Genomic DNA, 26,014 nt, shown 5'->3' on the forward strand with positions numbered 1-26,014 from the left:
ATAAATTTACATATTTTGCGGTTTGGGTGGCCGAGCGGAGAAAGTTGCCTGTCTATTCCAATTCTTGTGCGTCTGATTCAAGTTAACGGAGTGTTAAAAAACAAACGAATAGTACAAGGAGAAAGTCATGGTAGACGCGATCAACCCTCTGGGCACAGACGGATTCGAGTTTGTGGAATATACAGCAGCCAATAATGAGGGCATTGAACAGTTGAAAGGATTGTTTGCTTCCCTTGGTTTTGCTGAAGTAGCAAAACATCGCTCTAAGCAAGCATGGCTGTATCGTCAAGGTGACATCAACTTCGTGGTCAATGCCCAACCTCATAGCCAAGCCGAAGAGTTCGCTCGTATTCACGGCCCGTCGGTGTGCGGCATGGCCTTTCGTGTCAAAGACGCCAACCACGCGCTTGAACACGCCCTCGCCAACGGCGCACAAAGATATCAAACCGAGATCGGCCCGATGGAGTTAAGCATTCCGGCGGTGTACGGCATTGGCGGCAGCTTGCTCTATTTTGTTGACCGTTATGGCAAACAGAGCATTTATGACGTCGACTTCCGATTTTATGATGATGCAGATGAGCGTTTGGCGAAAGCAGACGTAGGCTTGTACGAGATTGACCACCTGACCCATAACGTAAAACGCGGCAACATGGATACTTGGGCGGGCTTTTATGAGCGCATTGGCAATTTCCGTGAAATCCGCTATTTCGACATCGAAGGCAAACTCACGGGCCTTGTCAGCCGTGCGATGACCGCGCCTTGTGGCAAGATCCGTATTCCAATCAATGAGTCCTCTGACGATAAATCGCAAATCGAAGAATTTATTCGCGAATATAACGGTGAAGGCATTCAGCACATCGCCTTGACCACAGACGATATTTACGACACGGTCAAAACCCTGCGTGATCGCGGTATGGACTTTATGCCCACTCCAGACACTTACTATGAGAAGGTCAATGATCGCGTGGTTGGTCACAAAGAAGACGTCGACAAACTGCGTGAGCTGCGCATTTTGATTGACGGTGCGCCGACCAAAGATGGCATCTTGCTGCAAATATTTACCCAAACTGTTATCGGTCCTGTTTTCTTCGAGATCATTCAACGTAAAGGCAACGAAGGTTTTGGCGAAGGCAACTTCAAAGCGCTGTTTGAATCGATTGAAGAAGACCAAATCCGCCGTGGAGTATTGAGCGATGCATAAATGGATCTCCTTCCCTCATCGGGAGGGAGTGTGCTCTAAACAGGCACACGCCGACTTCCCGCAAGAGGCGATTTATGAACGTGAAGCAGGGCGCAGTGGCTTTTTTGGCCCTGCGGCCCATTTCCACCATCAGCATGCCCCGACAAGCTGGAGCGAATGGGAAGGGGAACTCAGGCCGAGAGCGTTTGATTTCACCCGTGTTGAACACACCGCACAGCATTCGCCGTGGCGTGTTCCTCATCTGCTGCACAATGCCCAGTGCAAAGTGCGCGTATGGAAAACTCAGGTGAAGATGGATTTTCTCGCGCGCAATGCCGATGGCGATGAGCTGCTGTTTATCCATCAAGGTAAAGCGGATCTCTATTGCGATTACGGCCATTTAGAGGTCGGCGAAGGCGATTACGTGTTGATCCCGCGCTCGACCAACTGGCGGTTAGAACCGTCTGAGCCGATGTTCATCCTGATGATTGAAAACAGCGATGCTGCCTACTCGTTGCCCGAGAAAGGGCTAGTGGGTAACCATGCCGTGTTTGACCCTGCGGTGCTGGAAGTGCCGGCGATCAACGACAAATTCAAAGCGCAATATGGCGAAGAGAGTACTCGTGTCGAGGTCAAACGCCATGAGCGTGTCAGTGTCATCACTTATCCATTTAATCCACTCGATGCGATTGGCTGGCACGGTGATTTGTCGGTGGTGAAACTCAACTGGCGCGATATTCGTCCACTGATGTCGCACCGCTACCACTTGCCACCTTCGGCGCACACGACGTTTGTCGGTAACGGCTTTGTTGTTTGTACCTTTGTTCCTCGTCCGATTGAGAGCGATCCGGGCGCGCTGAAAGTGCCGTTTTATCACAACAATGACGACTACGATGAAGTGCTGTTCTATCACGCGGGTGATTTCTTCAGCCGTGACAACATTGAAGCGGGGATGGTGACGTTCCATCCCGCCGGGTTTACGCACGGTCCGCACCCAAAAGCGTTTAAAGCGGGTCAAGAATATAAGAAAAAATTCACCGACGAAGTGGCGGTGATGATCGATACGCGCCATGCGCTGCAATTTGCGCCCGAGCTCGACAGCGTAGAGAACAAAGAGTACGTCTACAGCTGGCGTGAAAGTGAGTCATCGGGCGACTAAGAGAAGGGATAACCATGAAACTTGCGACAAAGAAAAATGGTTCGCGTGATGGCGAACTGGTGGTGGTGAGTCGCGATCTGACTCGCTATGTGTCGGCGAAAGCAGTTGCGCCCACTTTGCAAGCAGCTTTGGATAATTGGTCGCAAACCAGCCCACAGCTGCAAGAACTGTATTTGGCGTTGAACCAAGGTGATGTGGCGGGCAGCGCGCCATTTGATGAGAGCCAAGTGGCGTCACCTTTGCCACGCGCCTACCAGTGGGCGGATGGCTCTGCATACGTCAATCATGTTGAGCTGGTGCGTAAAGCGCGCGGTGCAGAGATGCCGGAGAGTTTTTGGACCGATCCGCTCATGTATCAAGGCGGCTCTGACGCTTTTATCGCCCCGCGCGACAATATCGAATTTGCCAGTGAAGAGTGGGGCATCGATTTTGAAGGTGAAGTCGCGGTGGTCACTGGCGATGTGCCGATGGGGGCGAGTATCGCACAGGCGCAGGAGTCGATTCGCTTAGTGATGCTGGTTAACGATGTCTCGCTGCGTGGTCTGATCCCGGCTGAGTTGGCGAAAGGATTTGGTTTTTTCCAATCAAAACCCTCGTCTGCGTTTTCTCCCGTGGCAGTAACGCTCGACGAGCTGGGCTCTGCGTGGAGTGAGAACAAGCTGCATCTTCCACTGCTTTCTACCTATAACGGCAAACCGTTTGGTAAACCCAACGCGGGCATCGACATGACTTTTGATTTTGCCGATTTGATTGTGCATGCGGCGAAAACGCGACCGTTATCCGCTGGGGCCATCATAGGGTCCGGCACGGTGTCGAATAAACAGGGCACAGAACACGGCACGTCGATTGAAGAGGGCGGCGTCGGTTACTCGTGTATCGCGGAAATTCGCATGATTGAAACGATCCGTGATGGCAAACCTACAACATCTTTTATGAAGTTTGGTGATTCGATTCGCTTAGAGATGCTGGATGATGAAGGGCACAGTATTTTCGGTGCGATTGAGCAGCAAGTGAGCCGGTATCAAAAGTAACTGGGGATAAGCGATGAGTGACAATCTCAAATTGTATGGTTACTGGCGCTCGTCCGCCGCTTATCGCGTGCGTATTTGCCTTAACCTCAAACAGCTGAACTACCAAAGTGTACCTATTCACCTGGTTAAGCAGGGCGGAGAGCAGCACAGCGCAGAGTATCGTGCACTCAATCCCGTGCAGCTGGTACCCGTTTTAGTCGATGGGGAGATGGTACTTAACCAGTCTTTGGCCATCATCCAATATCTGGATGATAATTACTCGGCGGTGCAAGTGATTCCCTCTATCGGTGCGCTGCGTTACCAAGCGCTGGCACTGGCGCAAGATATCGCCATAGAGATCCATCCGCTGAATAACTTGCGCGTATTACAGTACCTTGAAGGGCCACTTGAGCTTGACGAAAAGCACAAACTTGAGTGGATACATCATTGGATTGAGCAAGGTTTTCAAGCGGTGGAAGAGAAATTGCGCAGGCATCGCGAGCACTACGGCGAATGTTTATACAGCATCAGCCATAGCCCAAGCATTGTTGATATTTGCCTTGTTCCACAAGTGTATAACGCGCAGCGTTTTGGCGTTTCCATGGAGAACTATCCACTGATCAACGCAGTGGTAGCGGCTTGCAATGAGCTGCCCGCGTTTATCGCCGCTAAACCGGAAAACCAACCTGACGCGGTGTGATAACACAAGCAACGCCAAAAACGCCCTTGATAGATAGCATCATCAAAGGGCGTTTTCTTGTGAGGTTTTCTTGTGAGTTGTGCGGTGTTTATTCGTTGGGCGTTTAGCGGTTTAAGAGCAGTTCGATCAGCTCACTTTCGGTGGCAGGTTCTTTGGCCAACTCTATCTCTTCGGGACTTCCGCCTTTGAGCATGTAAGCGGTTGTCCCACAGTGGTCGTAGTGATACCACTTACCTTCTAAGCAGACATCCGTGTAGCAGCGAGGATCTTGTTTCAATTCCATATGACCTCCGATGAAAATTGCAATATTGTTAACCAATTGCTAACGGTGTTAAATTTACGCCGATTAATCAGATGCAAAAATGATCTTGATCAATTTGAACTGTGAGATCGACCAAAGTCGTAACGATACAATACGAGCACAACGGCTTTTTTCTTGAGTTCAGTAGGCTTTCCACATAGTGTATTCGCAACCCAAGTGTATGTTTTGAGTGACATTGCAGCATGACCAATATCTTTATCATCGTCGCGTTACTGATCCTGTTCTTTTTCATCATCCAGAAATATGTGGTTAAACAAGATGACAGCAAAGATTACGCTTATCGTGTCAAAGGGCCGGTGCTCAGGTCGCAGGAAGTCGCCTTCTTTAATGCGCTGAAAACCGCCGTTGGAGAGCATGGGGTGGTATTTAGTAAAGTGAACATGAGCAGTGTGATTGCTCCGCGTGACATTGTCAGTAAAAAGCAGCTTTTCATCGCCAGCAACAAGATCTCGCGTAGCCATTTTGATTATCTCATCTGTGATCCAAGAACCTTTGAGCCAAGAGTAGTGATTGAACTCGATAACGGCAAAGAGCTCAATAAAAGTAAAGTGGAACGAGAGAAACTGCTGATGCAAGTGTGCAAAAGCGCCAATATTCCACTCATCGGAACATCGGTAAAACACAGTTATCAGGTGGGGCGATTAAGACGCCTGCTTGCGGCGCACATCGATCTCATTGAGCCGGACAAAGAGATCCGCTTTTGCAAAAAGTGTGGCAGCCCGATGGTGATCAAAGTTGCCTCACAAGGTGAATTTAAAGGGCGACGCTTTTTCACCTGCAGCCGACAACCCAACTGTACGTATACGGAAAACTACAACGTGGTGTTTGATACCGATGATGACGAATAACGTGATACGCGCTTTTAACTTACAGTGATGGAACACTTTTATTACCCGTATTACTCAAAATCCTCAAACCGTTCTATAGTGTAAGTAGTTGAACTTGTTTGGGGATTTGCTATGAAATGGCTTGCATTTTTACTCTCGCTATGGATCCCCTTATCCTTCGCCAACGCTAATCCAAAATCAATTACTTTAACCCTACCGACACAAATGGACGGCACTCATCTGTTCTATCATGAGTTGCTCAAACAGTCGTTAGCGGACATTGGCGTAAAACTCGTCATCAACAGCCCTTTTGAGCATATTCCGCAAAAACGCTTGGTTAAGATGGTCGAGAACAATCAACTGTCGTTAATGTGGTTAGTGCAGAGCAGCGAGAGAGATGCGCAGTATCCCTTTATCAACGCTCCTGTCACCAAAGGGTTGATCGGCCAACGCGTTCTGTTTATTCCCAAAGGGGCCCAAGCGCAGTATAACCAGATTAACTCGCTTGAAGATTTACAGCGCAGCGGCTTGGTGGCTGGGCTGGGTTCCAATTGGTTTGATGTTGAAGTGTGGCAAGCGAATCACCTGGCCTACTACCCGCAAGATGGCGAATGGCGCGCTTTATATGACAAACTGAGTCGAGTTGGGCCCGTGAACTACTTCCCGCGAGGCATCAACGAAATCATGACAGAAGCACGCTTAGTCCCCAATTTGGACATCGAGCAACGTCTATTGATCGTATACGAGCGAGATTTTCGCTTTTATCTCAGTGAAAGTGCCGAACGGCATCAAACCTTACTGCAAGAGGCATTGGACAAGGCAGACAAAAGCGGCTTGCTGCAACGTTTGATCGATACCTATTGGTTAAAAGATTTAAAAAAACTTAACCTTGAGAAAAGAGTGGTGATCCGATTGCCCAACTCCGGTGATTAATGTGAGTTAGATCAATCGATTGATACTGAATAAGACCAAAAACAGAGCAAAAAGATTATTAATAGAGCAAACGATTCGGAAAGCGAAAAAATATGCTTGCACCTATCCGCTGCAGTGGTTAATATCCTCCTCGTTCTCAGGGAATGCGTCCGTAGCTCAGTTGGTTAGAGTATCGCCTTGACATGGCGGGGGTCGGTGGTTCGAGTCCACTCGGACGCACCATTCACTGAATGGTTAGCTTGAGAATTGTGCGTAAAGCGTCCATAGCTCAGTTGGTTAGAGTATCGCCTTGACATGGCGGGGGTCGGTGGTTCGAGTCCACTTGGACGCACCAAATTCGTTCAGTATGAACACACAAAGCCTGCTCATTGAGCAGGCTTTGTTGCTTTCCAGTGTTTGATCTTGCCTAGTTGTATCGCCGCACGGTCATTTTTCATCCGTTTCTTATCTTGTTTCTCTTTTTCGTTACTTTATTACATCTACAGTGATTCGTTACTGCTATTTTCACTATCGAAAGGGTGATTCTGCTGTGAATCGCGCATGCTACTCGAGCCTTCAAAAGCATCTACCCCTTTAGGGTAGTTTGATTTCGTAATTGATTTACATCATCTTTTCATTTTCTTTCATAATGAACAATGCGCTCAGATAAGAACCTAACCCTTAGGAAGTACTATGAGCAAGTTGAAGCTAGTGATTGTCGGTAACGGGATGGTCGGCCACCGTTATATCGAAGATCTGGTTGATAAAACGGATGTTTCCCACTTTGACATCACCGTATTTTGTGAAGAACCCCGCGTCGCGTACGATCGCGTCCATCTCTCTTCTTATTTCTCACATCACACCGCCGATGAACTCTCATTGGTGAAAACGGGCTTTTATGAAAAGCACGCGATCAAAGTGTTGTTAGGTGAGCGCGCGATCAATATTAACCGTGAAAAACAAACGGTGTATTCGAGTTCGGGTCGTGAAATTCAATACGATAAGCTGATTCTTGCAACAGGTTCTTACCCATTTGTACCACCAATCAAAGGTAATGAGAGCAAAGATTGCTTTGTTTACCGTACCATCGAAGATCTGAAAGCCATCGAAGCCTGTGCGAAGAAGAGTAAAAGTGGTGTGGTGATTGGCGGCGGTTTGCTTGGCTTGGAAGCCGCTGGTGCGCTGAAAGCACTCGGAATGGAAACGCACGTTGTCGAGTTTGCCCCTAAACTGATGGCTGAGCAGCTCGACCAAGCGGGCGGCGACCAACTTCGGCAAAAAATCGAACGTATGGGCGTGAAAGTTCATACCAGCAAAAACACCTTGGAAATTGCAGCAGAAGGCGAACAAGCACGCAATGTGATGCGCTTTGCCGATGGCACTGAGCTTGAGACGGACTTCATCGTGTTCTCTGCGGGTATCCGTCCTCAAGACAAACTGGCTCGCCAAATGGGCCTAGGTATCGCACCTCGTGGCGGTATTGAAATTAACGACCACTGCCAAACCACAGACAGCAATATCTACGCCATTGGTGAATGTGCGTCATGGAATAAGATGTTCTACGGGCTGGTTGCGCCGGGCTATAAAATGGCGACAGTTGCCGTGGATCACCTGCTAGGCAACGTTGACAGCAAGTTTGAAGGGGCGGATATGTCTGCCAAGCTCAAACTGCTGGGTGTCAAAGTAGGGTCGATTGGCGATGCGAATGGTCGTACACCTGGTTGCAAGAGCTACGTTTATCAAAACGAAGAGCTTGAAGTTTACAAACGTTTGATCGTTTCAGCAGACAACAAGAAACTACTTGGCGCAGTAATGGTAGGTGACACGTCGGATTACGGTGACTTACTGCAACTGATGTTGAATGAAATTGAGCTACCACAGCATCCAGATACTTTGATCCTGCCAGCGCGCGCTGGTGCCGAGAAGCCAAAACTCGGTGCTGACTCGTTGCCAGATTCTGCGGTGATCTGTTCGTGTTTTGATGTCACTAAAGGCAAGATCGCGCAAGCGGTCGCCGACGGTCATCACACCATTGCTGATATCAAAGCCGTCACCGGTGCAGGCACTGGTTGTGGCGGTTGTATTCCACTGGTCACTTCGGTGTTAAACGCCGAGCTTGCGAAAGCGGGTGTGGAAGTGAAAAGCGATATTTGTGAGCACTTCGCTTACTCTCGCCAAGAGCTGTTCCACCTGATTCGCATCGAAGAGATCAAAACCTTCGATGATCTGCTAGCGAAACATGGTAAAGGTTATGGCTGTGAAGTGTGTAAACCTGTGGTGGGCTCTATTTTGGCCTCGTGCTGGGGCGAGCACATTTTGAAACCTCAACTGGTTAAGCTACACGACACCAACGACAACTTCCTTGGCAACATACAAAAAGACGGCACTTATTCGGTGATCCCACGTATGGCGGGTGGCGAAGTGACGCCGCAAGCGCTGAAAGTGTTGGCTGAAGTCGCGGCCGAGTACAACCTCTACACCAAAGTAACGGGTGCTCAGCGCATTGGTTTGTTCGGCGCGCAAAAAGATGACCTTCCTGAGATCTGGAAAAAACTGATTGCCGCTGGCTATGAAACAGGCCAAGCGTATGCCAAAGCGCTGCGTATGGCGAAGACCTGTGTGGGCTCAACCTGGTGTCGTTACGGTGTGCAAGACTCGGTGGGTCTTGGCGTGTTTATCGAGAACCGCTACAAAGGCATCCGCACGCCGCACAAGATGAAGTTTGGTGTGTCGGGCTGTACGCGTGAATGTGCTGAAGCGCAGGGTAAAGACCTCGGCATTATCGCCACAGATGCAGGCTGGAATCTATACGTGTGTGGTAATGGTGGTATGAAGCCGCGTCATGCAGACTTACTGGCTAGCGACCTAGACCAAGCAACGCTGCTCAAATACATCGACCGTTTCATGATGTTCTACATCCGCACTTCTGCGCCACTGCAGCGTACATCGGTGTGGTTGGAAAACATGGAAGGCGGCGTGGATTACCTTCGCCAAGTGATCATCGAAGACAAATTGGGCATCAATGCGCAGCTCGAAGGTGACATTGCCAAATTGGTTGACGCGTACCGCTGTGAATGGAATGAGACTATCAACGACGAAACTCAGTTGAAACGCTTTGCGCACTTTATTAACTCAGATAAGCGCGACGACAACGTCGTGTTTGTACCAGCGCGTCAGCAACATCGCCCGGCCACGTTTGTTGAGAAACACCCTGAACTTCAAGGTGACATCTTGCATGTCGCGGTTACGGAATAAGAGGAGAGCCCATCATGGCATTCGAACAAGTATGTGACATTAAAGACATTATTCCGGGTACGGGAGTGTGTGCACTGGTAAACGGACAGCAAGTCGCGGTATTTCGTCCTGGTGAAGACGAGCAGGTATTTGCCATCAGCAACACGGACCCGTTTGCACGCTCAAACGTACTGTCTCGCGGTTTGATCGCACAGCACAGAGGCGAGCTGTGGGTGGCGAGCCCGTTGAAAAAGCAGCGTTTTAACCTTGCAACAGGTCAGTGTATGGAAGATGAGCGCTTTAACGTTAAGGCATACCAAGCTCGTGTCAACAACGGCAGAGTAGAAATCTCGGCTTAATCATTGGCTTGAGATTCAATAGCACAAAGGCTTCTTGTTTCCTCAACGGATTTTTGCAGGGAAAAGACGAAAAAGAGCAGGGAGCCTTTCTCTATTTCATCTTCAATTTTAACTTTGATAAAGGGACGCTCTATGTCTGATTTAAGACCTGCAGAATTCGTACAAACCATGATTGATGTTGGTGAAGCGAAAATAAAAACCTCAACGCGCGACTTAATTTTGCGCGGCACGATGGCGGGGATCATTTTATCGCTCGCTGTGGTGGTGGCGATTACCGCGATTACGCAAACCGGATTAGGCATTGTCGGTGCGCTTGTGTTCCCGGTGGGCTTTTGCATTTTAAGCCTGATGGGATACGACTTGGTGACAGGTGTGTTTGGTCTGGCGCCGTTAGCCAAGTTTGAAAGTCGTCCTGGTATTACTTGGTCACGCGTCTTTCGTTGTTGGGGACTGGTTGGACTTGGCAACTTAATGGGGTCACTGCTTGTTGCGGCGCTTATCGCACTCTCTTTAACCATGAACTTTAGCGTAGAGCCAAATGCAGTCGGCCAAACCTTCATTAAAGCAGCAACAGCGCGTACGGTGGGTTTTGAAAATCTAGGTGCAGATGGTTGGATCACCTGTTTTGTGCGCGGCATTTTGTGTAACTTGATGGTTTGTTTAGGTGTTGTCGGTAACATGACAGCCAGAACTGTGGCAGGAAAGATCGCTGCAATGTGGTTACCTATTTTTATCTTCTTCGCGCTCGTGTTTGAACACGCCGTGGTCAACATGTTCCTATTCCCACTCGGTATGATGTTGGGAGCGGACTTCGGCATCGCGACTTGGCTAAACTTCAACTTGATCCCAACCATCTTAGGGAACATCGTTGGTGGCTTACTTTTCACTTGCATTCCTCTTTATCTAACGCACGCGAAAACCGCGCCAGCGCTCGATAGTGTTGGCGAGCAAACTGCAGTAAGCATTCAACCTGTGTTGAATGGCAAATAACCTAAGTCGTGCCCTGAAACAGTGTGGTTTCAGGGCAAGTCAATAGTCGAAGGAGAGCGAGTACGCTCATCAGCCAGATACTCGCTTACGCTAAAGAGTTGCTGATAACAAGTGGCCACTTAACAAATAAGCCATTGTGAGTGCCACTTTTTATCATCAAAATTTCTATAGGCTCAACAATGAAGTCAATTACGCTCACGTCCGTTCAAACTCAAGGTTTTGTTTCTTTGGTCGGTGCAGGGCCCGGTGACCCCGATCTTTTGACCGTAAAAGGGTATCGCGTTATTCAACAAGCGGACGTGGTGGTTTACGACCGTTTGGTTTCTGCTGAAATTCTTGCTCTCGCTAGTGAAAACGCCGAGAGAATTTACGTCGGCAAAAAGCTCGATTATCACTGTGTGCCACAAGACCAAATCAACCAAATTTTGCTCGATAAGGCATTAGAGGGTAAACGTGTCGTGCGCCTCAAAGGCGGGGACTCGTTTATTTTTGGTCGAGGCGGAGAAGAGCTCGAGGTACTGGCTGAACACGGTATTCGCTTTGAGGTGGTTCCTGGAATTACCGCTGCGGCCGGGGCTACCGCCTACGCGGGGATTCCGCTGACCCATCGCGATCACGCACAGAGTGTCCAGTTTATTACGGGCCACATTCAAAAAGATGGCAAAGAAATAGAGTGGTCCTCATTGGCGCAAGCCAATACCACTTTGGTGTTTTATATGGGGCTCAAACAGTCCGGGTACATCGCGCAGAAGCTACTGGAAAATGGACTGGATGCCAATATGGCGTGTGCAATTATTGAGAATGGTACGCGCCGAGAGCAAAAAGTACTGCGTGGAACCTTACAAGATTTACCAAGTCTCGCCCGGCAGGCAGTAAGTCCTGCGCTGATCGTTGTGGGTCACGTTACAGCTTTGCACGAAAAGCTGAAATGGTTCGCTTAATTTTCTGGTTAAAATTGGGGTGGAAACTCTAATTTCTGCCCACTTTCAATGTGTTAGGCGTATTTTTAACCGATCAGTAACTTTGGTTAGCGAAATTGCTAGCATTTTTTTTCAGTAGGCGTATAGTATCTCTCGGCTCTTACAAAAGAGTGGTAATGTTAGATTTAGTCAAAGTTCCTTCTCAGTTATTTCTCGAAACCTTTCGTTAGACCTGCGTAAACTTTCTCTTGATAAATCATTCATAGCTTTGTATAGCCACTTTCAATAATTGATTAATTTTTTAAAGAGGTCACTATGTCTGGAAAAATGACAGGTACAGTAAAATGGTTCAACGAAACTAAAGGCTTTGGTTTCATCTCTCAAGACAACGGCGGCAAGGACGTTTTCGTTCACTTCCGTTCAATCGTTTCTGACGGTTTCAAAACTCTGGCTGAAGGCCAAAAAGTTAGCTTCAATGTTGAGCAAGGCCAAAAAGGTCCTCAAGCTTCTGAAGTAACTGTACTGTAATCAGTAACCAGTTTTTAAGACAAGTGGTGCGATTCGTCGCACCACTTTTCATTTACGCTCAATAAAATTTATAGCCTCAATCCTTTTTCTCATTTCCTAAAGAAATTTCATCCTCGATTGGCTGCTTCTGTAGACGAAGCTAGGCAATGCACTTTCCCGGCTGTTCCTCTTTATCTAGATATTTCTCGCGAATCGCCAAAAACTGCTCCAAATTACCAAGTAGAACGGCTACACACTGTGGGTCGAACATTTGGCCTGTATGGGTGCGAATAAAATCCACTACAGCATCAACCGACCATTCTGGTTTGTAAGCTCTGCGACTAAGCAGCGCATCAAAAACATCCGCTAATGTGACGATGCGAGCTTCAAGAGGGATTTCATCAGCACAAAGCTTGTCTGGTAGCCCGGCACCATCAAAATGTTCATGATGATGACGCACAATGTGCTTGATAAATGCAATTTCATCTTGTGATACTAACTCGGCATCTGAGAGATGCACTACTTGTTCAATGATCTCCTCTCCGTAAATTGTATGCATGTTCATAATGCAGCGCTCTTCATCGGTAAAACGCTTGTCACTAAACAACACATGGTCGGGAATTTTATATTTGCCGATATCGTGGAAGGGCGCGTAAAGCCTTATACGATGGATGAATTGATGGCTGATTTCGGGGTGCTGTTGAGAAAGCAACCTTGCAAGTAGCTCGCTGTATTTGCCCATGCGGATGAGGTGTTCTTTTGTCTCGGGATCGCGAGCGTGCCCCATGTTGAGCGCAACGCTCAACACCGCCTGAAAGTGTTTTTGATTTTCATGTAAATGGATGAAAAGCTGGCCAATGAGATTGGACAAAAATGCCAAATCTTTTTGCACTTCTTGATTGGTGAAGTAGTGGGTCACCTTAGCGTTAAAAAAAAGAAATCCAAGCGTCTTGTTACGATAACTCAACGGGACGGTATAGCTGCTTTTATGGCCAAGAGCTATCAGTCTCATCACTCGGTCAGTTTGTGTCATCTGCTGCAAGTCATTGACAATGCGAATAGCACTGCTGAAGGCAAGATGGGTGAGCGAAGAATCGGTCGTTAACGCGTGCTCCGCAAAATCCAGCTCAGTTGAGACATTCTTATCAATCAGCCTATCTCGCACATAGTAATTGGATGCTTGTTTATCCCCTAGCAGCACGACAGAGAAGCGAGATAGCGGTGGAAATGCGTCGCACAGTTGCTGGAATAACTCGTCTAAGAGAGTGACGATCTCTTTGCTTTGCGATGCAATTTGGTTAAGCCTGAGGTAGTCCAACATCCTTTTTGCCCCTTCTTAGCGTGGTTTGTGAGGTTTGATCCCGATCCTCAAATTGAGGCGACCAATGTATCAATAATGCTACATGTCGTTAACACAAAATGCATTGAAGTTAGAATTTCATCATCTTTAACAGGGTTATTTCCGTCGTAGTCACAAGAATATGTGCACTCGGACACATAAAGAATAGCAATAAAAAGGCGCCACGGAAGTAGCGCCATAGTCCTATTTTAAAATGCGGTGAAGAATCAACGTACTTTAAAGCGATTGACGACCGCAGAAAGTGCCTGAGAGGTGTCATCAAGTTCATCACTCACCGAGTTAGTCTGGGCAGCATTGCTGTTCAACTGACGAATGATTTCTTGAATGGCGGCCATGTTCTTGCTCACCTCATCGGTCACTTGGCGCTGCTCCATTGCGGAAGTAGCCACCAGCGTATTGAGATTATTAATTTCTGCGACTGAGTCAGTCACCACATTGAGGGTATCCATCACATGATTAGTACGTTCGGCGGTCTCTTCACAACGTGTGCGCGTCGAACCCATTTCATTCACTACGTTTTCTGTGGTGGTTTTTAGCTTGGCCAGCATCTCATTGATTTGCGCGGTACTTTGCTGAGTTCTCGCCGCTAAGGCGCGAACTTCGTCTGCGACCACGGCAAAACCGCGGCCTTGTTCCCCTGCGCGCGCAGCTTCGATCGCAGCGTTGAGGGCAAGCAAATTGGTTTGCTCTGCGATATCGCCAATCACTTGCAATACCGAATTGATTTGCTTGGTATCGTCACTCATCCGCGTGATGGTGTCTGACATTGACACCACTTGCGTGACCAAATCGTTCACGCTGTGCACTGCGCCCGTAACACTCTGCTTCGACTCTTCAGCGTAGCGATTGGTTCTGTCGGTCAGTTTCGCCGCTTCGTCAGCGCTTTGGGCAATGGCACTGGCGGTCGCGCTCATCTCCTCAATCGCGGTGATGGCTTGCTCGGTTTCTTGAGTGTGCTGATTGAGCGTAGAAAGGTTAGAGCTGGATTGCTCGCCCAAGTTGGCCACGGCGTGGTCGATGCCTTTCGAAGAGTCGGCCACTTCGATAAACATCTGTTGCAGACGTTCAATAAACAAGTTGATCGAGTGAGAGATACGTCCGATCTCATCTTGGCTTTCAATATCAAGACGTTGGGTCAGATCGCCATTGCCTTGCGAAAGACCAGCCACCACCAATTGCAAGCGGGCAAGGGGTTTGAATGACACATGCAGTAGTGGCACGCTAACCAGAATAATACCTGCTGCACACACTAACAGGGCGAGGGTGATCATCCAGTTGAGCTGGTCAGTATTGGCTTGGATGCTATCGAGATCGATGTAGCCGACCAGATCCCATTGTTGTCCGGCAAACGAGATGCTACGTACAATCGGCGTGAGGTTGTTGCCATGCTTATTGCTGAAAATGGTGCTGCCATGCGCGATCAATTCGGCGTAACTGCCTTCACTGGTATAGTCGGTAATGACTTTGCTAAATTGGCTTAAGTTAAAGACAAAGAAATCAACCGAATCATCAATGCGCTTGATAGAAAAGGTAATCATCGGTACGCCACTGTTCATACTGACTGGGCTGACGACGGTTTCGCTAGGGTGGTTTTCTGCCAAGTCGATGTACTGCTGAGCATCCTCGTCGCTCATATTGCCTGTATCGTCAAATGCATAGCCGTTGACGATTTTGACTATCTTGTCAAAACCCGAACTCTCTTTGGTTTCGCTGATGTCCATCATGCTGAAATTTAAACTGTTTGCCAGTGACAGTTTACCGTTTAGCTCAGCCTCAATTTTACGCTGGATAAGATCGACGTTATGGGTAATGTTTTTGCTGTCAGATTCTTCTATATAGCGGCTGATGAAGTAATTGACGCTGAAATAGGAAGTGACGATGGTTAATGTGATGATTGCGATGATCAGTGCAATGATCTTATTTTTAAAGGAAAGGTGATTCATAACACTTTAGATCCTTAAAAGTGACTAATGAAATAGGTGTCGCATTCCAGCGGCACAACAAAAAAGAAAACCTGATTTATAGTTTGGCTCAATAGTAAGACAGGCGCTATTTTGTTGCAAACAAGTTTCATTCGGTTGCAAACAGAATATCGACTGAGGCGAAAGCAAAATTTGTCATTTGCTTACAATGTCAGCAATTTTGACCGGTCAGACAACGCATTCGGTATCGTTTTACTCCGCTGCTCAGGCATAAACCTCGATAAAAAAGTAACCCGTGATCAGCAAAGAAGAGATCGCCACAAAACGATGAATCCAGAGGCGGGCAATGAACTTGGATGCCATCGCGGAAACATAACCGCCAGCTAAGCTGCCCACCAGCACCGCCATGCCATTTAGCCAATCAATCGAATCATGCCATATAAAAATAGCCACAGCGACGAGAGAAACGCAGCTAGAAATAAGCAGCTTGAGGCCGTTCATCAAATGAATATCGTGATAACCGCAAAGGCTCAGATAGCCAAGCGCGACGATGCCTAGCCCGGCATTAAAAAAGCCTCCGTAAGCCGAGACCAGAAGTAAAAAAGCAACAGGTAAGATTTTGCGGGTGAAGCTCGATTTTTTGGCGTGTGAGCCTTGAGCAAGGCGGCGATTGATACGTGGCCCAAAGATAAACAGCAAGGTGGCGAAGAGCAGCAGCCAAGGAATCGCAGTGAGAAAGTCATTTTCTTCGGTGGTCAGCAGCAGAACGGCGCCAAGCACGCCGCCCATTAGGCTGACTATGATGGTTCTTGGCAACACATCGCGATGACGACTCAGTTCATGGCGAAAACCCCAAGCACCGCTGAGGTAACCAGCACAAGAGGCAAATGTATTGGTGGCGTTTGCGATAACAGGTGGCACGCCGACCGCCATGAGTGCTGGGAACGTAATGAAACTGCCGCCGCCCGCAATGGAGTTGAGCACACCACCAAAAACACCAGCGAAGAAAAGTAGAAGAATATCCATGTGTTAGCTGTCCTTTTTTCTTCACCTTAGCGAAAGACAACGATCAGTGATAGTGGACAAAAGGCAAACAGTGACTGAGTTAGCATCAATGAAAAACCGCCTCAAACAAGGCGGTCTATGCATTATTTGGCAGTTTGCGCCGTTTTGTTGCCGCTTGCTTTGAGTTTTTGATACACAGTCACCCACAGTGGGCTGGTGAGCATCACCACGGCAAGTAGAGTAAACACCAGCGTGATTGGCCGCTCCCACAAGAAGCTGAGCTGGCCGTCGGAAATCATCAGTGCACGGCGCAGGTTTTCTTCCATCAGACCGCCGAGAATAAACCCGAGTAGCAGTGGTGCCAGCGGGAAGTTGGCTAAACGCAGTGCAATCGCACCCATGGCCACCAGTAGCATGACGAACACATCCATGGTGTTGAACGACACCAAATACACGCCCGTGATCGAGAAAAACAGGATCATCGGCAGTAGTACGGTTTTAGGCACCGCAAGCAGACGTGAAATGTAAGGGATCAAAGGCAGATTTAGTACCAACAAAACAATATTGCCAACGTACATCGAAATGATCACCGACCAAAACACATCGGGGTGGTCAACAAACAGACGCGGGCCGGGTTGAATGCCGTATGCGATGAGTGCACCGAGCATGATGGCGGTGGTGCCTGAGCCAGGAATACCCAGCGTCAAAAGGGGAACAAAGGAACCACTGGACGCGGCATTGTTGGCCGATTCTGGCGCGACTAAGCCGCGCAGGCTGCCTTTGCCAAACTCCTCTTTCTTCTCTTTTGGCGCGAGATTGCGCTCCATACCGTAGCTCAGGAAAGCCGCGATGGTGGCACCTGCGCCCGGCAATACACCCGTAAAGAAACCGAGCAGCGATGAGCGAATGGAAACTGGGGCTGCTTCTTTGAGCTCTTCTTTGCTGATTTTCATTGAACCGATGTTGCTGAGTTTGTTTTGTTCTTCGCCGCGAGTGTCTTGTTCTGGCTTTAAAATGCCCATTAAGGTTTCACCGAGCGCGAATGTCGCCATAGCAAGCAGAAGGAAGCTAAAGCCATCCATCAAGTCGGTGAGACCAAAGGTAAAACGCTCAACACCGACGCCTTTATCGATACCCACGGTTGACAGCATCAAACCCAGAATGGTCATCATCCAGGCTTTAAGTACTTGGCCTTTGCCCGCAAACGCTGCCACCGCAGAGAGGCCAACCAACATCAGAGCAAAATAGTCTGAAGATTGAAAACTGAGCGAGACGGTCGCGAGCGCTGGTGCGGCGATTAATAGCATGATGGCGGAGAGCGTTCCGCCGGTAAACGAAGCATACGCAGCCAGTGCTAGCGCTTTACCTGCTTGGCCTTTTTGCGCCATTGGGTAGCCATCGAAGGCCGTTACAACAGTGGATGAACAGCCGGGAGCGTTGATCAAAATCGACGAGGTGGAGCCACCAAAAATAGCGCCATAATAGACCCCAGCCATCAAGATCATGCCTGAAGCGGGTTCGAGCCCGTAGGTGATTGGGATCATCAGCGCAATCGCCGAAATCGGGCCAAGCCCCGGCAACATACCGATGAAGGTGCCAACAAAACAGCCAACAATCACCATCAAAAGGTTCATCGGCATTACCGCCGTTGAAAGGCCTTGCAAAATTCCATCTAACATAACATTTATCCTATAAAGCCGATTACCACAGGGTGAAGATCACGCCGGGTTCAAGGTAAACATCCAAGCCTTTGGTGAGCAGCAGATAAAACGCGATCACAAAGGGAAAAGAAGCGCCAAATAAGACTTTTTTGCGACGTTCGCCAAGCAAGTAAAAACCAGCCATGAGGAAAAAACCGGTAGCGAGCACAAAGCCAAGATAAGTAAGGCCAAGTCCATATAACGCCATGAGGACGATAAAAGCGATCAGCAGTTTCCAGTTAAAATTCACCACAGCGCCACTTTTACTGTCAGGTTGACCGGAGATCAGCAGCAACAGCGATAGCAAACTGCCGATGATGGTGAGCGCAAACGGCAAGGTACGGGCAGTGAAGGGTTCGAGTTCATCGCCCGGATAAAGCGGGATTTCATACGTCTGATAGCCGTAGCCAAGACAGAGAAGCAAGAAAATCAGCGCGCCAACGCGGTCCCGGCTGAGTAGCAACTCAGTCGAGAATAGCTTATTACTTTTGAGTGAAGTGGTTGGTAAGTCCGACATAGCCAACTCCATGATTCAAGAGAGAAAAGCGCCGTAAATGAAGCGTCAATGAGAAGGATTCACTGACAAAACAGACCATACGACCTGCGAGGATTCATAAACAAAGGAGTAATCAAACACTGCTGAGGCAGCACTTCATAAACGGCAAAAGGGTGATAAGGGCAGGGGGAAACCTGCCCCGTCTGGATTATTTCAAAAAGCCGAGTTCGCGCATCAGGTCGCCCATCTGCTTCTCTTGTTCTTCAAGGAAGGCATAGAACTCTTTGTCTGCTTTGTAGTTGTCAATCCAACCATTGCGATCGCGCACCACTTTCCAATCTTCGGTGGCGTACATCTTGGTGAGCGCGGCATTCCACTCGTTGATTTTCTCTTGGCTCACGCCCGGTGCGGCAAAGAAACCACGCCAGTTGGCAAAGACGGTTGGGTTGTTGTATTCAGTCAGTGTTGGAATGTTGGGCGCGGCTTCAAGGCGTTTGGGCGCTGTTACCGCTAGCACCTTGACTTGGCCAGCTTTAGACATTTCCAGTACTTCGCCAAGTCCGGTGGAAAGCAACTGAGTTTCTCCAGAAAGTAGCGCCGCCATCGCTTTACCACCAGCATCATAAGCAATGTAGCGTACATCCTTGGCTTCAAAACCTTGACCTTTAAACGCAGCGGCAGCAACAAGGTGGTCCATGGAGCCTCGTGCAGAGCCGCCTGCTACTTTCACTTTGAGAGGATTTGAGGCGAAATCTTTCACTACATCTTCCCAAGTGTTGTACTTCGAATCTGCTGACGCCACGATGGCGCCGTAGTCTGCCACTGTGGCAGCGACAGGCGTCAAATCTCGGAACGATTGCGGAAACACGCCGCTGAGCGAGCGAACAACGATCGGCGTTGAGTTGACCATCAGCGTGTCTTCTTGGCGTTTGGCCGTTTCAATCAGATGCGCAATCGCTTTGCCGCCACCACCACCGGAAAGGTTTTGATAGGAGACCTTGTCGACAATCTCCGCTTTCATCAGTACATCCCCTGTACCGCGTGCGGTCATATCCCAGCCGCCGCCTGCACCACCTGGGATCAGAAAGTGGATCTTCTCAATATCAGCGGCAAAAGTGTTCAGAGAAAAAGTAGCGGCGATGATTGAGGCTGCCAGAGTCGGTTTGAGTGCCTTAAACATGTTTCACGTTCCTTATGTCGGCGCTTCCTCGCGAAGAGGAAGCTGCTTATCGTTATGGTTTTTTCCCACTACCACAGCATCTGTGTCGCAGGAATAGAGAAAGGTTAAAAACATGTTAACAAAATGTCTCTAATAGGAAGTTAAAAAAAATAACGGTCATAAAGTGAATTTTGTGCATAAAGTTCACACCATCTCTTGCGTTTTTGCCCAATGACAAAAACTGTCGACAATTTCCCATTTTTGTTTGCTCAGAGTTTTTTGTCACTGATACTTTGCTTATCAGTGAAGATGTTGCTGTTGAATATTTTAAATCAATAAAAACAATAAGATGAAAGGTTGCGCTGAGCTGATTTTGGCAAGTTTCTTCAATTGATTGGCGTTTTTAATATAACCATTGAGATATATACCTTAGTCTAAAGTGTCGACAATTGGCTTGATTGTCGACACTTTTATGCGCTATGTTAGCGTCAAGAGATAAGGGTGTAGACACATAAGCGTGTCTGGAAGCGTGATGAAAATGAATGTCGAAGAGAGAGCTCACCTTAAAGTGCCAGTAAACGAGAAAGAAAATACCAAGTCAGAGACACTGACGGAGCTGTTGGTCGAAGCCATCATCAACGGCGACATGCTGCCGGGGAGTAAAATCTCCGAGCCGGAGCTGGCAAAACATTATCAAGTGAGTCGTGGGCCATTGCGTGAAGCGATCATGCGGGTGGAGGGGCTGGGTTTGATTGAACGCGTTCCGCATGTTGGCGCGCGCGTGATTACCTTCTCTCCAGAAAAACTGATTGAGCTGTACGCGGTGCGCGAAGCATTGGAGGGCATGGCAGCCCGATTGGCCGCACGTTACATCACTCAAGAAGAGTTGCTGAGTTTGGAGCTGCTGCTTTCGACCCATTCGAAACATATCGACGAAGTGGAAGGATCTTCGTACTTCCATCAACACGGTGACTTTGATTTTCACTACCGGATCATCAAAGCGAGTCGTAATCGCAAGCTCATCGCTTTGCTGTGTGACGAGCTCTACCACCTGCTGCGCATGTACCGTTATCAATCACCCAGAGCTCAATCACGACCCAAAGAAGCGTTGGATGAACATAAGTATATTTTGCAAGCGATCCGTAATCGTGATGAAGAACTGGCAGAAATGCTGATGAGACGCCATATTTCAGGCAGTAGGAAACTAATTGAACAACATATTCTGCAAGATTAGAGGAAAATGTGATGAATTTATCCCCCGGGGCGAAGTTTAGACTCGCCGTCCAACAAAACGATCCGCTACAAATTGTCGGCACGATCAACCCATATTGCGCCATGATGGCGAAAAAACTCGGTCATCAGGCGATCTATCTCTCTGGTGGTGGTATCGCTAACGCCTCTTATGGCTTGCCGGATCTCGGCATAACGACACTCAACGATGTGCTGGTGGACGTGGAACGCATCACCAATGCGTGTGATCTGCCTTTATTGGTCGACATCGACACCGGTTTTGGCGGCGCGTTTAACATTGCCCGCACCATCAAGGCGATGGAAAAAGCTGGCGCAGCGGCGGTGCACATGGAAGATCAGGTGGCGCAAAAACGCTGTGGTCACCGTCCAAACAAAGCGATTGTCAGTCAACAAGAGATGGTGGACCGCGTCAAAGCAGCGGTGGATGCGCGCAGTAATCCAGAATTTGTCATCATGGCACGTACCGATGCGCTGGCGGTGGAAGGTATGGACAGTGCGATTGAGCGTGCGATTGCGTGTGTGGAAGCAGGCGCTGACATGATTTTCCCGGAAGCGATGACAGAGCTGCAGCAGTATGAGCAGTTCTCAACGGCGCTACAAGCTGCCACAGGTAAGCATGTGCCGATTCTGGCCAATATCACCGAGTTTGGCCAAACGCCGCTGTACGGCGGTGAAGAACTCGCCAAAGCGAAAGTGGATATGGTGCTTTACCCGCTGAGCGCATTTCGCGCGATGAACAAAGCAGCCGAGATGGTGTATCGCCATCTGCTGGAAGTGGGGAATCAGGAAGCGCTGCTGGGGCAGATGCAGACGCGCAAAGAGCTGTATAAATACCTCAACTATCATGATTACGAAGACAAGCTGGATCAGCTGTTTTCAGAAAAATCCTCCTAAAAGGAAGCCTTTTGGTGGGGAAGCCCAAGAAAAAGTCGGAAATTGTACACAGAGCCCTTAAGGGCCAAACCCAATAACGTGAAACCGCTGCGCCATTGAGCATACGCTGATCCAATGAGGTCGATTCACCAGAATCTAAAGCGCAGCAAGAAAAGGAGTTCGACATGTCATCGAAAGAGCTAGGCGGAGCAGGTCTACGTGGTCAAAGCGCTGGAAGCACTGCTTTATGTACCGTTGGTAAAACTGGAACCGGTCTGACCTATCGTGGTTATGACATCACAGATCTGGCAAATAACGCTCAATTTGAAGAAGTTGCTCATCTACTGTTGGTCGGTCATTTGCCAACGCAAGCCGAACTGGACCAATACAAAACCCGTCTGATTGGCCTGCGCGGCCTGCCTCAGCCACTGAAAGAAGTGCTGGAGCGTATTCCGGCTGATGCGCATCCGATGGACGTGATGCGGACGGGTTGTTCAATGCTGGGTAACCTGGAAACTGAACAAGATTTTTCACAGCAGCTTGCAGCGACAGAACGCATGCTGGCGCTGTTTCCGGCCATCATCTGTTACTGGTATCGCTTTAGCCATGATGGTGTGCGCATTGATACCGAAGACACCAGCGAAGACTGTATCGGCGGTTACTTCCTAAAAATGCTGACTGACAAAGCGCCAAGCGATCTGTTCAAACAAGTGATGCACTGCTCGTTGATTCTGTACGCAGAGCACGAGTTCAACGCATCTACGTTCACGGCTCGCGTCTGTGCTTCCACGCTGTCTGATATTCACTCGTGCGTGACAGGCGCGATCGGCACGCTGCGTGGCCCGCTGCATGGCGGCGCGAACGAAGCGGCGATGGAGATGATCGAGAACTGGAAAACGCCGGATGAAGCAGAACAAAACATTCTGCGCATGCTGGAAAACAAAGAGAAAATCATGGGCTTTGGTCACGCGATTTACCGTGAGAGCGATCCGCGTAACGCCCTGATCAAACGCTGGTCGAAAGAATTGTCCGAAAAAGTCGGTGACACCCAACTCTATGCTGTTTCTGAGCGCGTTGAAGCGGTAATGAAACGCGAGAAGGGCTTGTTCTGTAACGCCGATTTCTTCCACGCCTCCGCTTATCACTTCATGGGTATTCCAACCAAACTCTTCACGCCAATTTTCGTGATGAGCCGTTTGACGGGCTGGGCTGCCCACGTGTACGAGCAGCGTGCGAACAACCGCATCATTCGTCCAAGTGCTGACTATGTTGGTCCGGATCATCAGCAATGGTTGCCGATTGAAAAACGCGGCTAACTCGCCAAGGAATGACCGTGCCCAATAGGTGCGATCATCAATTTAATGCGGTTCGCCGAAGGGCGAATTTGCCTGCCACGGTTGTGAAGCCCAAACAACTTAAAGTACTGGCAACACGCTTTCTGCTTTAAGTGGCAAGGGAATAGTAATGAATCGGATGGATACTATGACCACTCAAAACGAAACGAACAGCCAATACCGCAAACTGCTGCCCGGCACAAATATCAGTTATTTCGATGCCGAAGAAGCGGTCAACGCAATTGCGCCCGGTGCCTACGCGACGCTGCCTTATACCTCGCGCGTTCTGGCTGAAAACTTGGTTCGCCGCTGCGAACCCGAAGCACTGACAGACTCCCTGAAACAACTGATTGAACGCAAACGCGACCTTGATTTCCCCTGGTATCCGGCGCGCGTGGTGTGTCACGACATTCTTGGCCAAACGGCGTTGGTTGATTTGGCTGGCCTGCGCGATGCGATCGCAGAGCAGGGCGGCGATCCGGCCAAAGTGAACCCGGTGGTGGAAACGCAGCTGATTGTTGACCACTCGCTTGCGGTCGAACACGCAGGGTTTGAACCGGATGCGTTTGAGAAAAACCGCGCGATTGAAGATCGCCGCAACGAAGATCGTTTTCACTTCATCGAATGGTGTAAAACCGCGTTTAAAAACGTCAGCGTGATTCCTGCCGGCAACGGCATCATGCACCAGATCAACCTGGAAAAAATGTCGCCCGTGGTGCAACTGAAAAACGGCGTGGCGTTTCCTGATACGTGTGTCGGCACTGACAGCCACACGCCGCACGTCGATTCTCTTGGCGTCATCGCGATTGGCGTCGGCGGTTTGGAAGCTGAAACCGTGATGCTCGGTCGCCCATCCATGATGCGCCTGCCGGACATCGTCGGCGTGAAACTGACCGGCAAACGCAAACCGGGCATTACCGCCACCGACATCGTCTTGGCGATCACCGAATTTCTGCGCGGCGAACGCGTGGTGTCGTCTTATCTCGAATTTTTCGGTGAAGGGGCGAAACAGCTCACCATCGGCGACCGCGCGACGATTTCCAACATGACTCCGGAATATGGTGCCAGCGCGGGCATGTTCTACATTGATGAGCAGACCATCAACTACCTGAAACTGACTGGCCGCGATGCCGAACAAGTGGCGCTGGTTGAACAGTACGCCAAACAAACTGGCTTGTGGGCGGATGCACTGGAGACGGCGCAATACGAACGCGTGCTGACGTTTGATCTCTCCCAAGTAGAACGTAACTTGGCTGGGCCTTCCAACCCGCATCGCCGCTTGCCTACCTCACAACTCGTTGAGCGCGGCATCGCCGGAAAATGGGAAGAAAAAGCGGGCGAAATGCCTGATGGTGCTGTGATCATCGCCGCGATTACCTCATGTACCAACACCAGTAATCCACGCAACGTGGTCGCGGCTGGCTTGGTGGCGAAAAAAGCCAATGAACTGGGCTTGGTGCGTAAACCGTGGGTGAAAACCTCGTTTGCGCCGGGTTCCAAAGTCGCAAAATTGTATCTTGAAGAAGCCAATCTGCTGCCTGAATTGGAAAAGTTGGGCTTTGGCATCGTGGCGTATGCGTGTACCACCTGTAACGGCATGAGTGGCGCGCTGGATCCGACGATCCAACAAGAGATCATCGTTCGCGATCTGTACGCGACCGCCGTGTTGTCGGGCAACCGTAACTTTGATGGTCGGATTCACCCCTACGCCAAACAAGCGTTTCTGGCCTCGCCACCGTTGGTGGTGGCTTATGCGCTGGCGGGTACGATTCGCTTTGATATCGAGCGCGATGCGCTGGGGCATGATGCCAACGGTAAGCCGATTTACCTCAACGATATCTGGCCAAGCGATGAAGAGATTGATGCGATTGTGAATCAGCACGTTAAACCTGAGCAGTTCAATCAAGTCTACATTCAAATGTTTAAACTCGATGACGCCGAGCAAAACAGCAATCCACTGTACGACTGGCGCCCAATGAGTACCTACATTCGCCGTCCGCCGTATTGGGAAGGCGCACTGGCGGGTGAACGCACGCTTAAAGGCATGCGCCCATTGGCGGTGGTGGGTGACAACATCACCACCGACCACCTGTCGCCATCAAACGCGATTCTGGCCAGCAGCGCGGCTGGTGAATACCTGACCAAAATGGGCGTGCCGGAAGAGGATTTTAACTCCTACGCGACGCACCGCGGCGATCATCTGACGGCGCAACGCGCAACGTTTGCCAACCCGAAACTGTTCAACGAAATGGTTAAAGAGCATGGCGAGGTGGTGCAAGGTTCGCTTGCGCGTATCGAACCGGACGGCAAAGTGACGCGCATGTGGGAAGCGATTGAAACCTACATGCAGCGCAAACAGCCGCTGATCATTGTGGCGGGCGCCGACTACGGCCAAGGGTCTTCGCGCGACTGGGCGGCCAAAGGTGTGCGTTTAGCCGGTGTGGAAGCGATTGTCGCCGAAGGTTTTGAGCGCATCCACCGTACCAACCTGGTCGGCATGGGCGTGTTGCCACTGCAATTCAAAGAGGGCGTGAATCGCCTCACGCTGGGACTCGATGGCACCGAACTGTACGACGTGGTGGGTGACATCAAGCCGGGCTGCGATTTGGCGCTGGTGATCACTCGTCAAAACGGCGAGAAGCTGGACGTCGCGGTGACATGCCGTTTGGATACCGCCGATGAAGTGCATGTGTATAACGCAGGCGGTGTGCTGCAGCGTTTTGCGCAAGACTTTTTGGCGAACTGAGAAGGAGTGATGCAATGAGCAATGTCAGCACCGCTTCTCCATGGACCA

22 protein-coding genes and 2 tRNA genes are annotated in these 26,014 nt (G+C 49.5%); 17 read left to right on the forward strand and 7 right to left on the reverse strand.

Annotated elements, in window-relative coordinates; genetic code table 11:
• Positions 1 to 127: 127 nt before the first annotated feature.
• Genes hppD through maiA form a run of 4 tightly spaced genes read left to right on the forward strand, consistent with a single transcriptional unit; the run spans position 128 to position 4,049 of the window.
• Complete coding sequence (hppD, locus tag EWA64_RS15455) at positions 128 to 1,201, forward strand: 4-hydroxyphenylpyruvate dioxygenase (protein ID WP_061894066.1); 1,074 nt, start codon at positions 128 to 130, stop codon at positions 1,199 to 1,201.
• On the forward strand, positions 1,194 to 2,339 hold the full coding sequence (locus EWA64_RS15460) for a homogentisate 1,2-dioxygenase (RefSeq protein ID WP_061894067.1): 1,146 nt from the start codon (positions 1,194 to 1,196) through the stop codon (positions 2,337 to 2,339). The genes hppD and EWA64_RS15460 overlap by 8 nt, the downstream gene beginning before the upstream one ends.
• A 14-nt stretch (positions 2,340 to 2,353) precedes the next feature.
• Complete coding sequence (locus tag EWA64_RS15465) at positions 2,354 to 3,370, forward strand: fumarylacetoacetate hydrolase family protein (RefSeq protein ID WP_061894068.1); 1,017 nt, start codon at positions 2,354 to 2,356, stop codon at positions 3,368 to 3,370.
• 13 nt (positions 3,371 to 3,383) lie between these two features.
• Positions 3,384 to 4,049 carry a maleylacetoacetate isomerase gene (maiA, locus tag EWA64_RS15470; RefSeq protein WP_061894069.1) on the forward strand — a complete coding sequence of 222 codons (666 nt, stop codon included), beginning with the start codon at positions 3,384 to 3,386 and terminating at the stop codon, positions 4,047 to 4,049.
• Positions 4,050 to 4,152: 103 nt separating this feature from the next.
• Here the strand turns inward: maiA and EWA64_RS15475 are convergent, their stop codons facing one another.
• Positions 4,153 to 4,332: a hypothetical protein gene (locus EWA64_RS15475; RefSeq protein ID WP_039436316.1), complete on the reverse strand. Its 180-nt coding sequence runs from the start codon at positions 4,330 to 4,332 to the stop codon at positions 4,153 to 4,155.
• 221 nt (positions 4,333 to 4,553) lie between these two features.
• Here EWA64_RS15475 and EWA64_RS15480 point away from each other — a divergent pair, with 221 nt between their 5' ends.
• The 9 genes from EWA64_RS15480 to cspE all read left to right on the forward strand — a co-directional run bounded on the left by EWA64_RS15480 (position 4,554) and on the right by cspE (position 12,141).
• Complete coding sequence (locus EWA64_RS15480; RefSeq protein WP_061894070.1) at positions 4,554 to 5,219, forward strand: DUF2726 domain-containing protein; 666 nt, start codon at positions 4,554 to 4,556, stop codon at positions 5,217 to 5,219.
• 111 nt (positions 5,220 to 5,330) lie between these two features.
• Positions 5,331 to 6,131, forward strand: a complete 801-nt coding sequence (locus EWA64_RS15485) for a hypothetical protein (protein ID WP_061894071.1) — start codon at positions 5,331 to 5,333, stop codon at positions 6,129 to 6,131.
• A 145-nt stretch (positions 6,132 to 6,276) separates the two neighbouring features.
• Positions 6,277 to 6,353: transfer RNA gene (locus tag EWA64_RS15490), tRNA-Val, on the forward strand.
• Between the two features lie 35 nt (positions 6,354 to 6,388).
• A tRNA-Val gene (locus EWA64_RS15495) sits at positions 6,389 to 6,465 on the forward strand.
• A 338-nt stretch (positions 6,466 to 6,803) separates the two neighbouring features.
• Entirely contained in the window at positions 6,804 to 9,365 is a 2,562-nt protein-coding gene (gene nirB / locus EWA64_RS15500; protein ID WP_061894072.1) for a nitrite reductase large subunit NirB, read from the forward strand.
• A gap of 14 nt (positions 9,366 to 9,379) precedes the next feature.
• On the forward strand, positions 9,380 to 9,703 hold the full coding sequence (gene nirD / locus EWA64_RS15505; RefSeq protein ID WP_061894073.1) for a nitrite reductase small subunit NirD: 324 nt from the start codon (positions 9,380 to 9,382) through the stop codon (positions 9,701 to 9,703).
• Between the two features lie 132 nt (positions 9,704 to 9,835).
• Positions 9,836 to 10,693 (forward strand): formate/nitrite transporter family protein, encoded by an 858-nt coding sequence (locus EWA64_RS15510; protein WP_061894074.1) that lies wholly within the window; start codon positions 9,836 to 9,838, stop codon positions 10,691 to 10,693.
• A 179-nt stretch (positions 10,694 to 10,872) separates the two neighbouring features.
• Positions 10,873 to 11,634: a uroporphyrinogen-III C-methyltransferase gene (cobA, locus tag EWA64_RS15515; protein ID WP_061894075.1), complete on the forward strand. Its 762-nt coding sequence runs from the start codon at positions 10,873 to 10,875 to the stop codon at positions 11,632 to 11,634.
• A gap of 294 nt (positions 11,635 to 11,928) precedes the next feature.
• A complete protein-coding gene (gene cspE, locus EWA64_RS15520) occupies positions 11,929 to 12,141 on the forward strand; it encodes a transcription antiterminator/RNA stability regulator CspE (protein WP_039426258.1) in 213 nt (70 codons plus the stop codon).
• A 139-nt stretch (positions 12,142 to 12,280) separates the two neighbouring features.
• Here cspE and EWA64_RS15525 read toward each other — a convergent pair whose 3' ends face one another.
• From EWA64_RS15525 to EWA64_RS15550, 6 genes are all read right to left on the reverse strand, one after another.
• A complete protein-coding gene (locus tag EWA64_RS15525; protein ID WP_061894076.1) occupies positions 12,281 to 13,441 on the reverse strand; it encodes an HD domain-containing phosphohydrolase in 1,161 nt (386 codons plus the stop codon).
• Positions 13,442 to 13,686: 245 nt separating this feature from the next.
• Complete coding sequence (locus EWA64_RS15530; RefSeq protein ID WP_061894077.1) at positions 13,687 to 15,423, reverse strand: methyl-accepting chemotaxis protein; 1,737 nt, start codon at positions 15,421 to 15,423, stop codon at positions 13,687 to 13,689.
• Between the two features lie 243 nt (positions 15,424 to 15,666).
• Complete coding sequence (locus EWA64_RS15535; RefSeq protein WP_061894078.1) at positions 15,667 to 16,428, reverse strand: sulfite exporter TauE/SafE family protein; 762 nt, start codon at positions 16,426 to 16,428, stop codon at positions 15,667 to 15,669.
• A gap of 122 nt (positions 16,429 to 16,550) precedes the next feature.
• Positions 16,551 to 18,086: a tripartite tricarboxylate transporter permease gene (locus tag EWA64_RS15540; RefSeq protein WP_061894079.1), complete on the reverse strand. Its 1,536-nt coding sequence runs from the start codon at positions 18,084 to 18,086 to the stop codon at positions 16,551 to 16,553.
• A gap of 22 nt (positions 18,087 to 18,108) precedes the next feature.
• Positions 18,109 to 18,624 carry a tripartite tricarboxylate transporter TctB family protein gene (locus tag EWA64_RS15545; RefSeq protein ID WP_061894080.1) on the reverse strand — a complete coding sequence of 172 codons (516 nt, stop codon included), beginning with the start codon at positions 18,622 to 18,624 and terminating at the stop codon, positions 18,109 to 18,111.
• 187 nt (positions 18,625 to 18,811) lie between these two features.
• Positions 18,812 to 19,783, reverse strand: a complete 972-nt coding sequence (locus tag EWA64_RS15550) for a tripartite tricarboxylate transporter substrate binding protein (RefSeq protein ID WP_061894081.1) — start codon at positions 19,781 to 19,783, stop codon at positions 18,812 to 18,814.
• A gap of 517 nt (positions 19,784 to 20,300) precedes the next feature.
• Between EWA64_RS15550 and EWA64_RS15555 the strand changes: the two genes are divergently transcribed.
• The 4 genes from EWA64_RS15555 to acnD all read left to right on the forward strand — a co-directional run bounded on the left by EWA64_RS15555 (position 20,301) and on the right by acnD (position 25,966).
• Positions 20,301 to 20,996: a GntR family transcriptional regulator gene (locus tag EWA64_RS15555; RefSeq protein WP_061894104.1), complete on the forward strand. Its 696-nt coding sequence runs from the start codon at positions 20,301 to 20,303 to the stop codon at positions 20,994 to 20,996.
• Between the two features lie 11 nt (positions 20,997 to 21,007).
• Positions 21,008 to 21,907, forward strand: coding sequence for a methylisocitrate lyase (prpB, locus tag EWA64_RS15560; protein WP_061894082.1), 900 nt, complete (start codon positions 21,008 to 21,010; stop codon positions 21,905 to 21,907).
• A gap of 164 nt (positions 21,908 to 22,071) precedes the next feature.
• Positions 22,072 to 23,202 carry a bifunctional 2-methylcitrate synthase/citrate synthase gene (gene prpC / locus EWA64_RS15565; RefSeq protein ID WP_039462983.1) on the forward strand — a complete coding sequence of 377 codons (1,131 nt, stop codon included), beginning with the start codon at positions 22,072 to 22,074 and terminating at the stop codon, positions 23,200 to 23,202.
• A gap of 166 nt (positions 23,203 to 23,368) precedes the next feature.
• Complete coding sequence (acnD, locus tag EWA64_RS15570; protein WP_061894105.1) at positions 23,369 to 25,966, forward strand: Fe/S-dependent 2-methylisocitrate dehydratase AcnD; 2,598 nt, start codon at positions 23,369 to 23,371, stop codon at positions 25,964 to 25,966.
• Positions 25,967 to 26,014: the final 48 nt, after the last annotated feature.

It is taken from the genome of Vibrio cidicii (assembly GCF_009665415.1).
Classification (GTDB): Bacteria; Pseudomonadota; Gammaproteobacteria; order Enterobacterales; family Vibrionaceae; genus Vibrio; species Vibrio cidicii.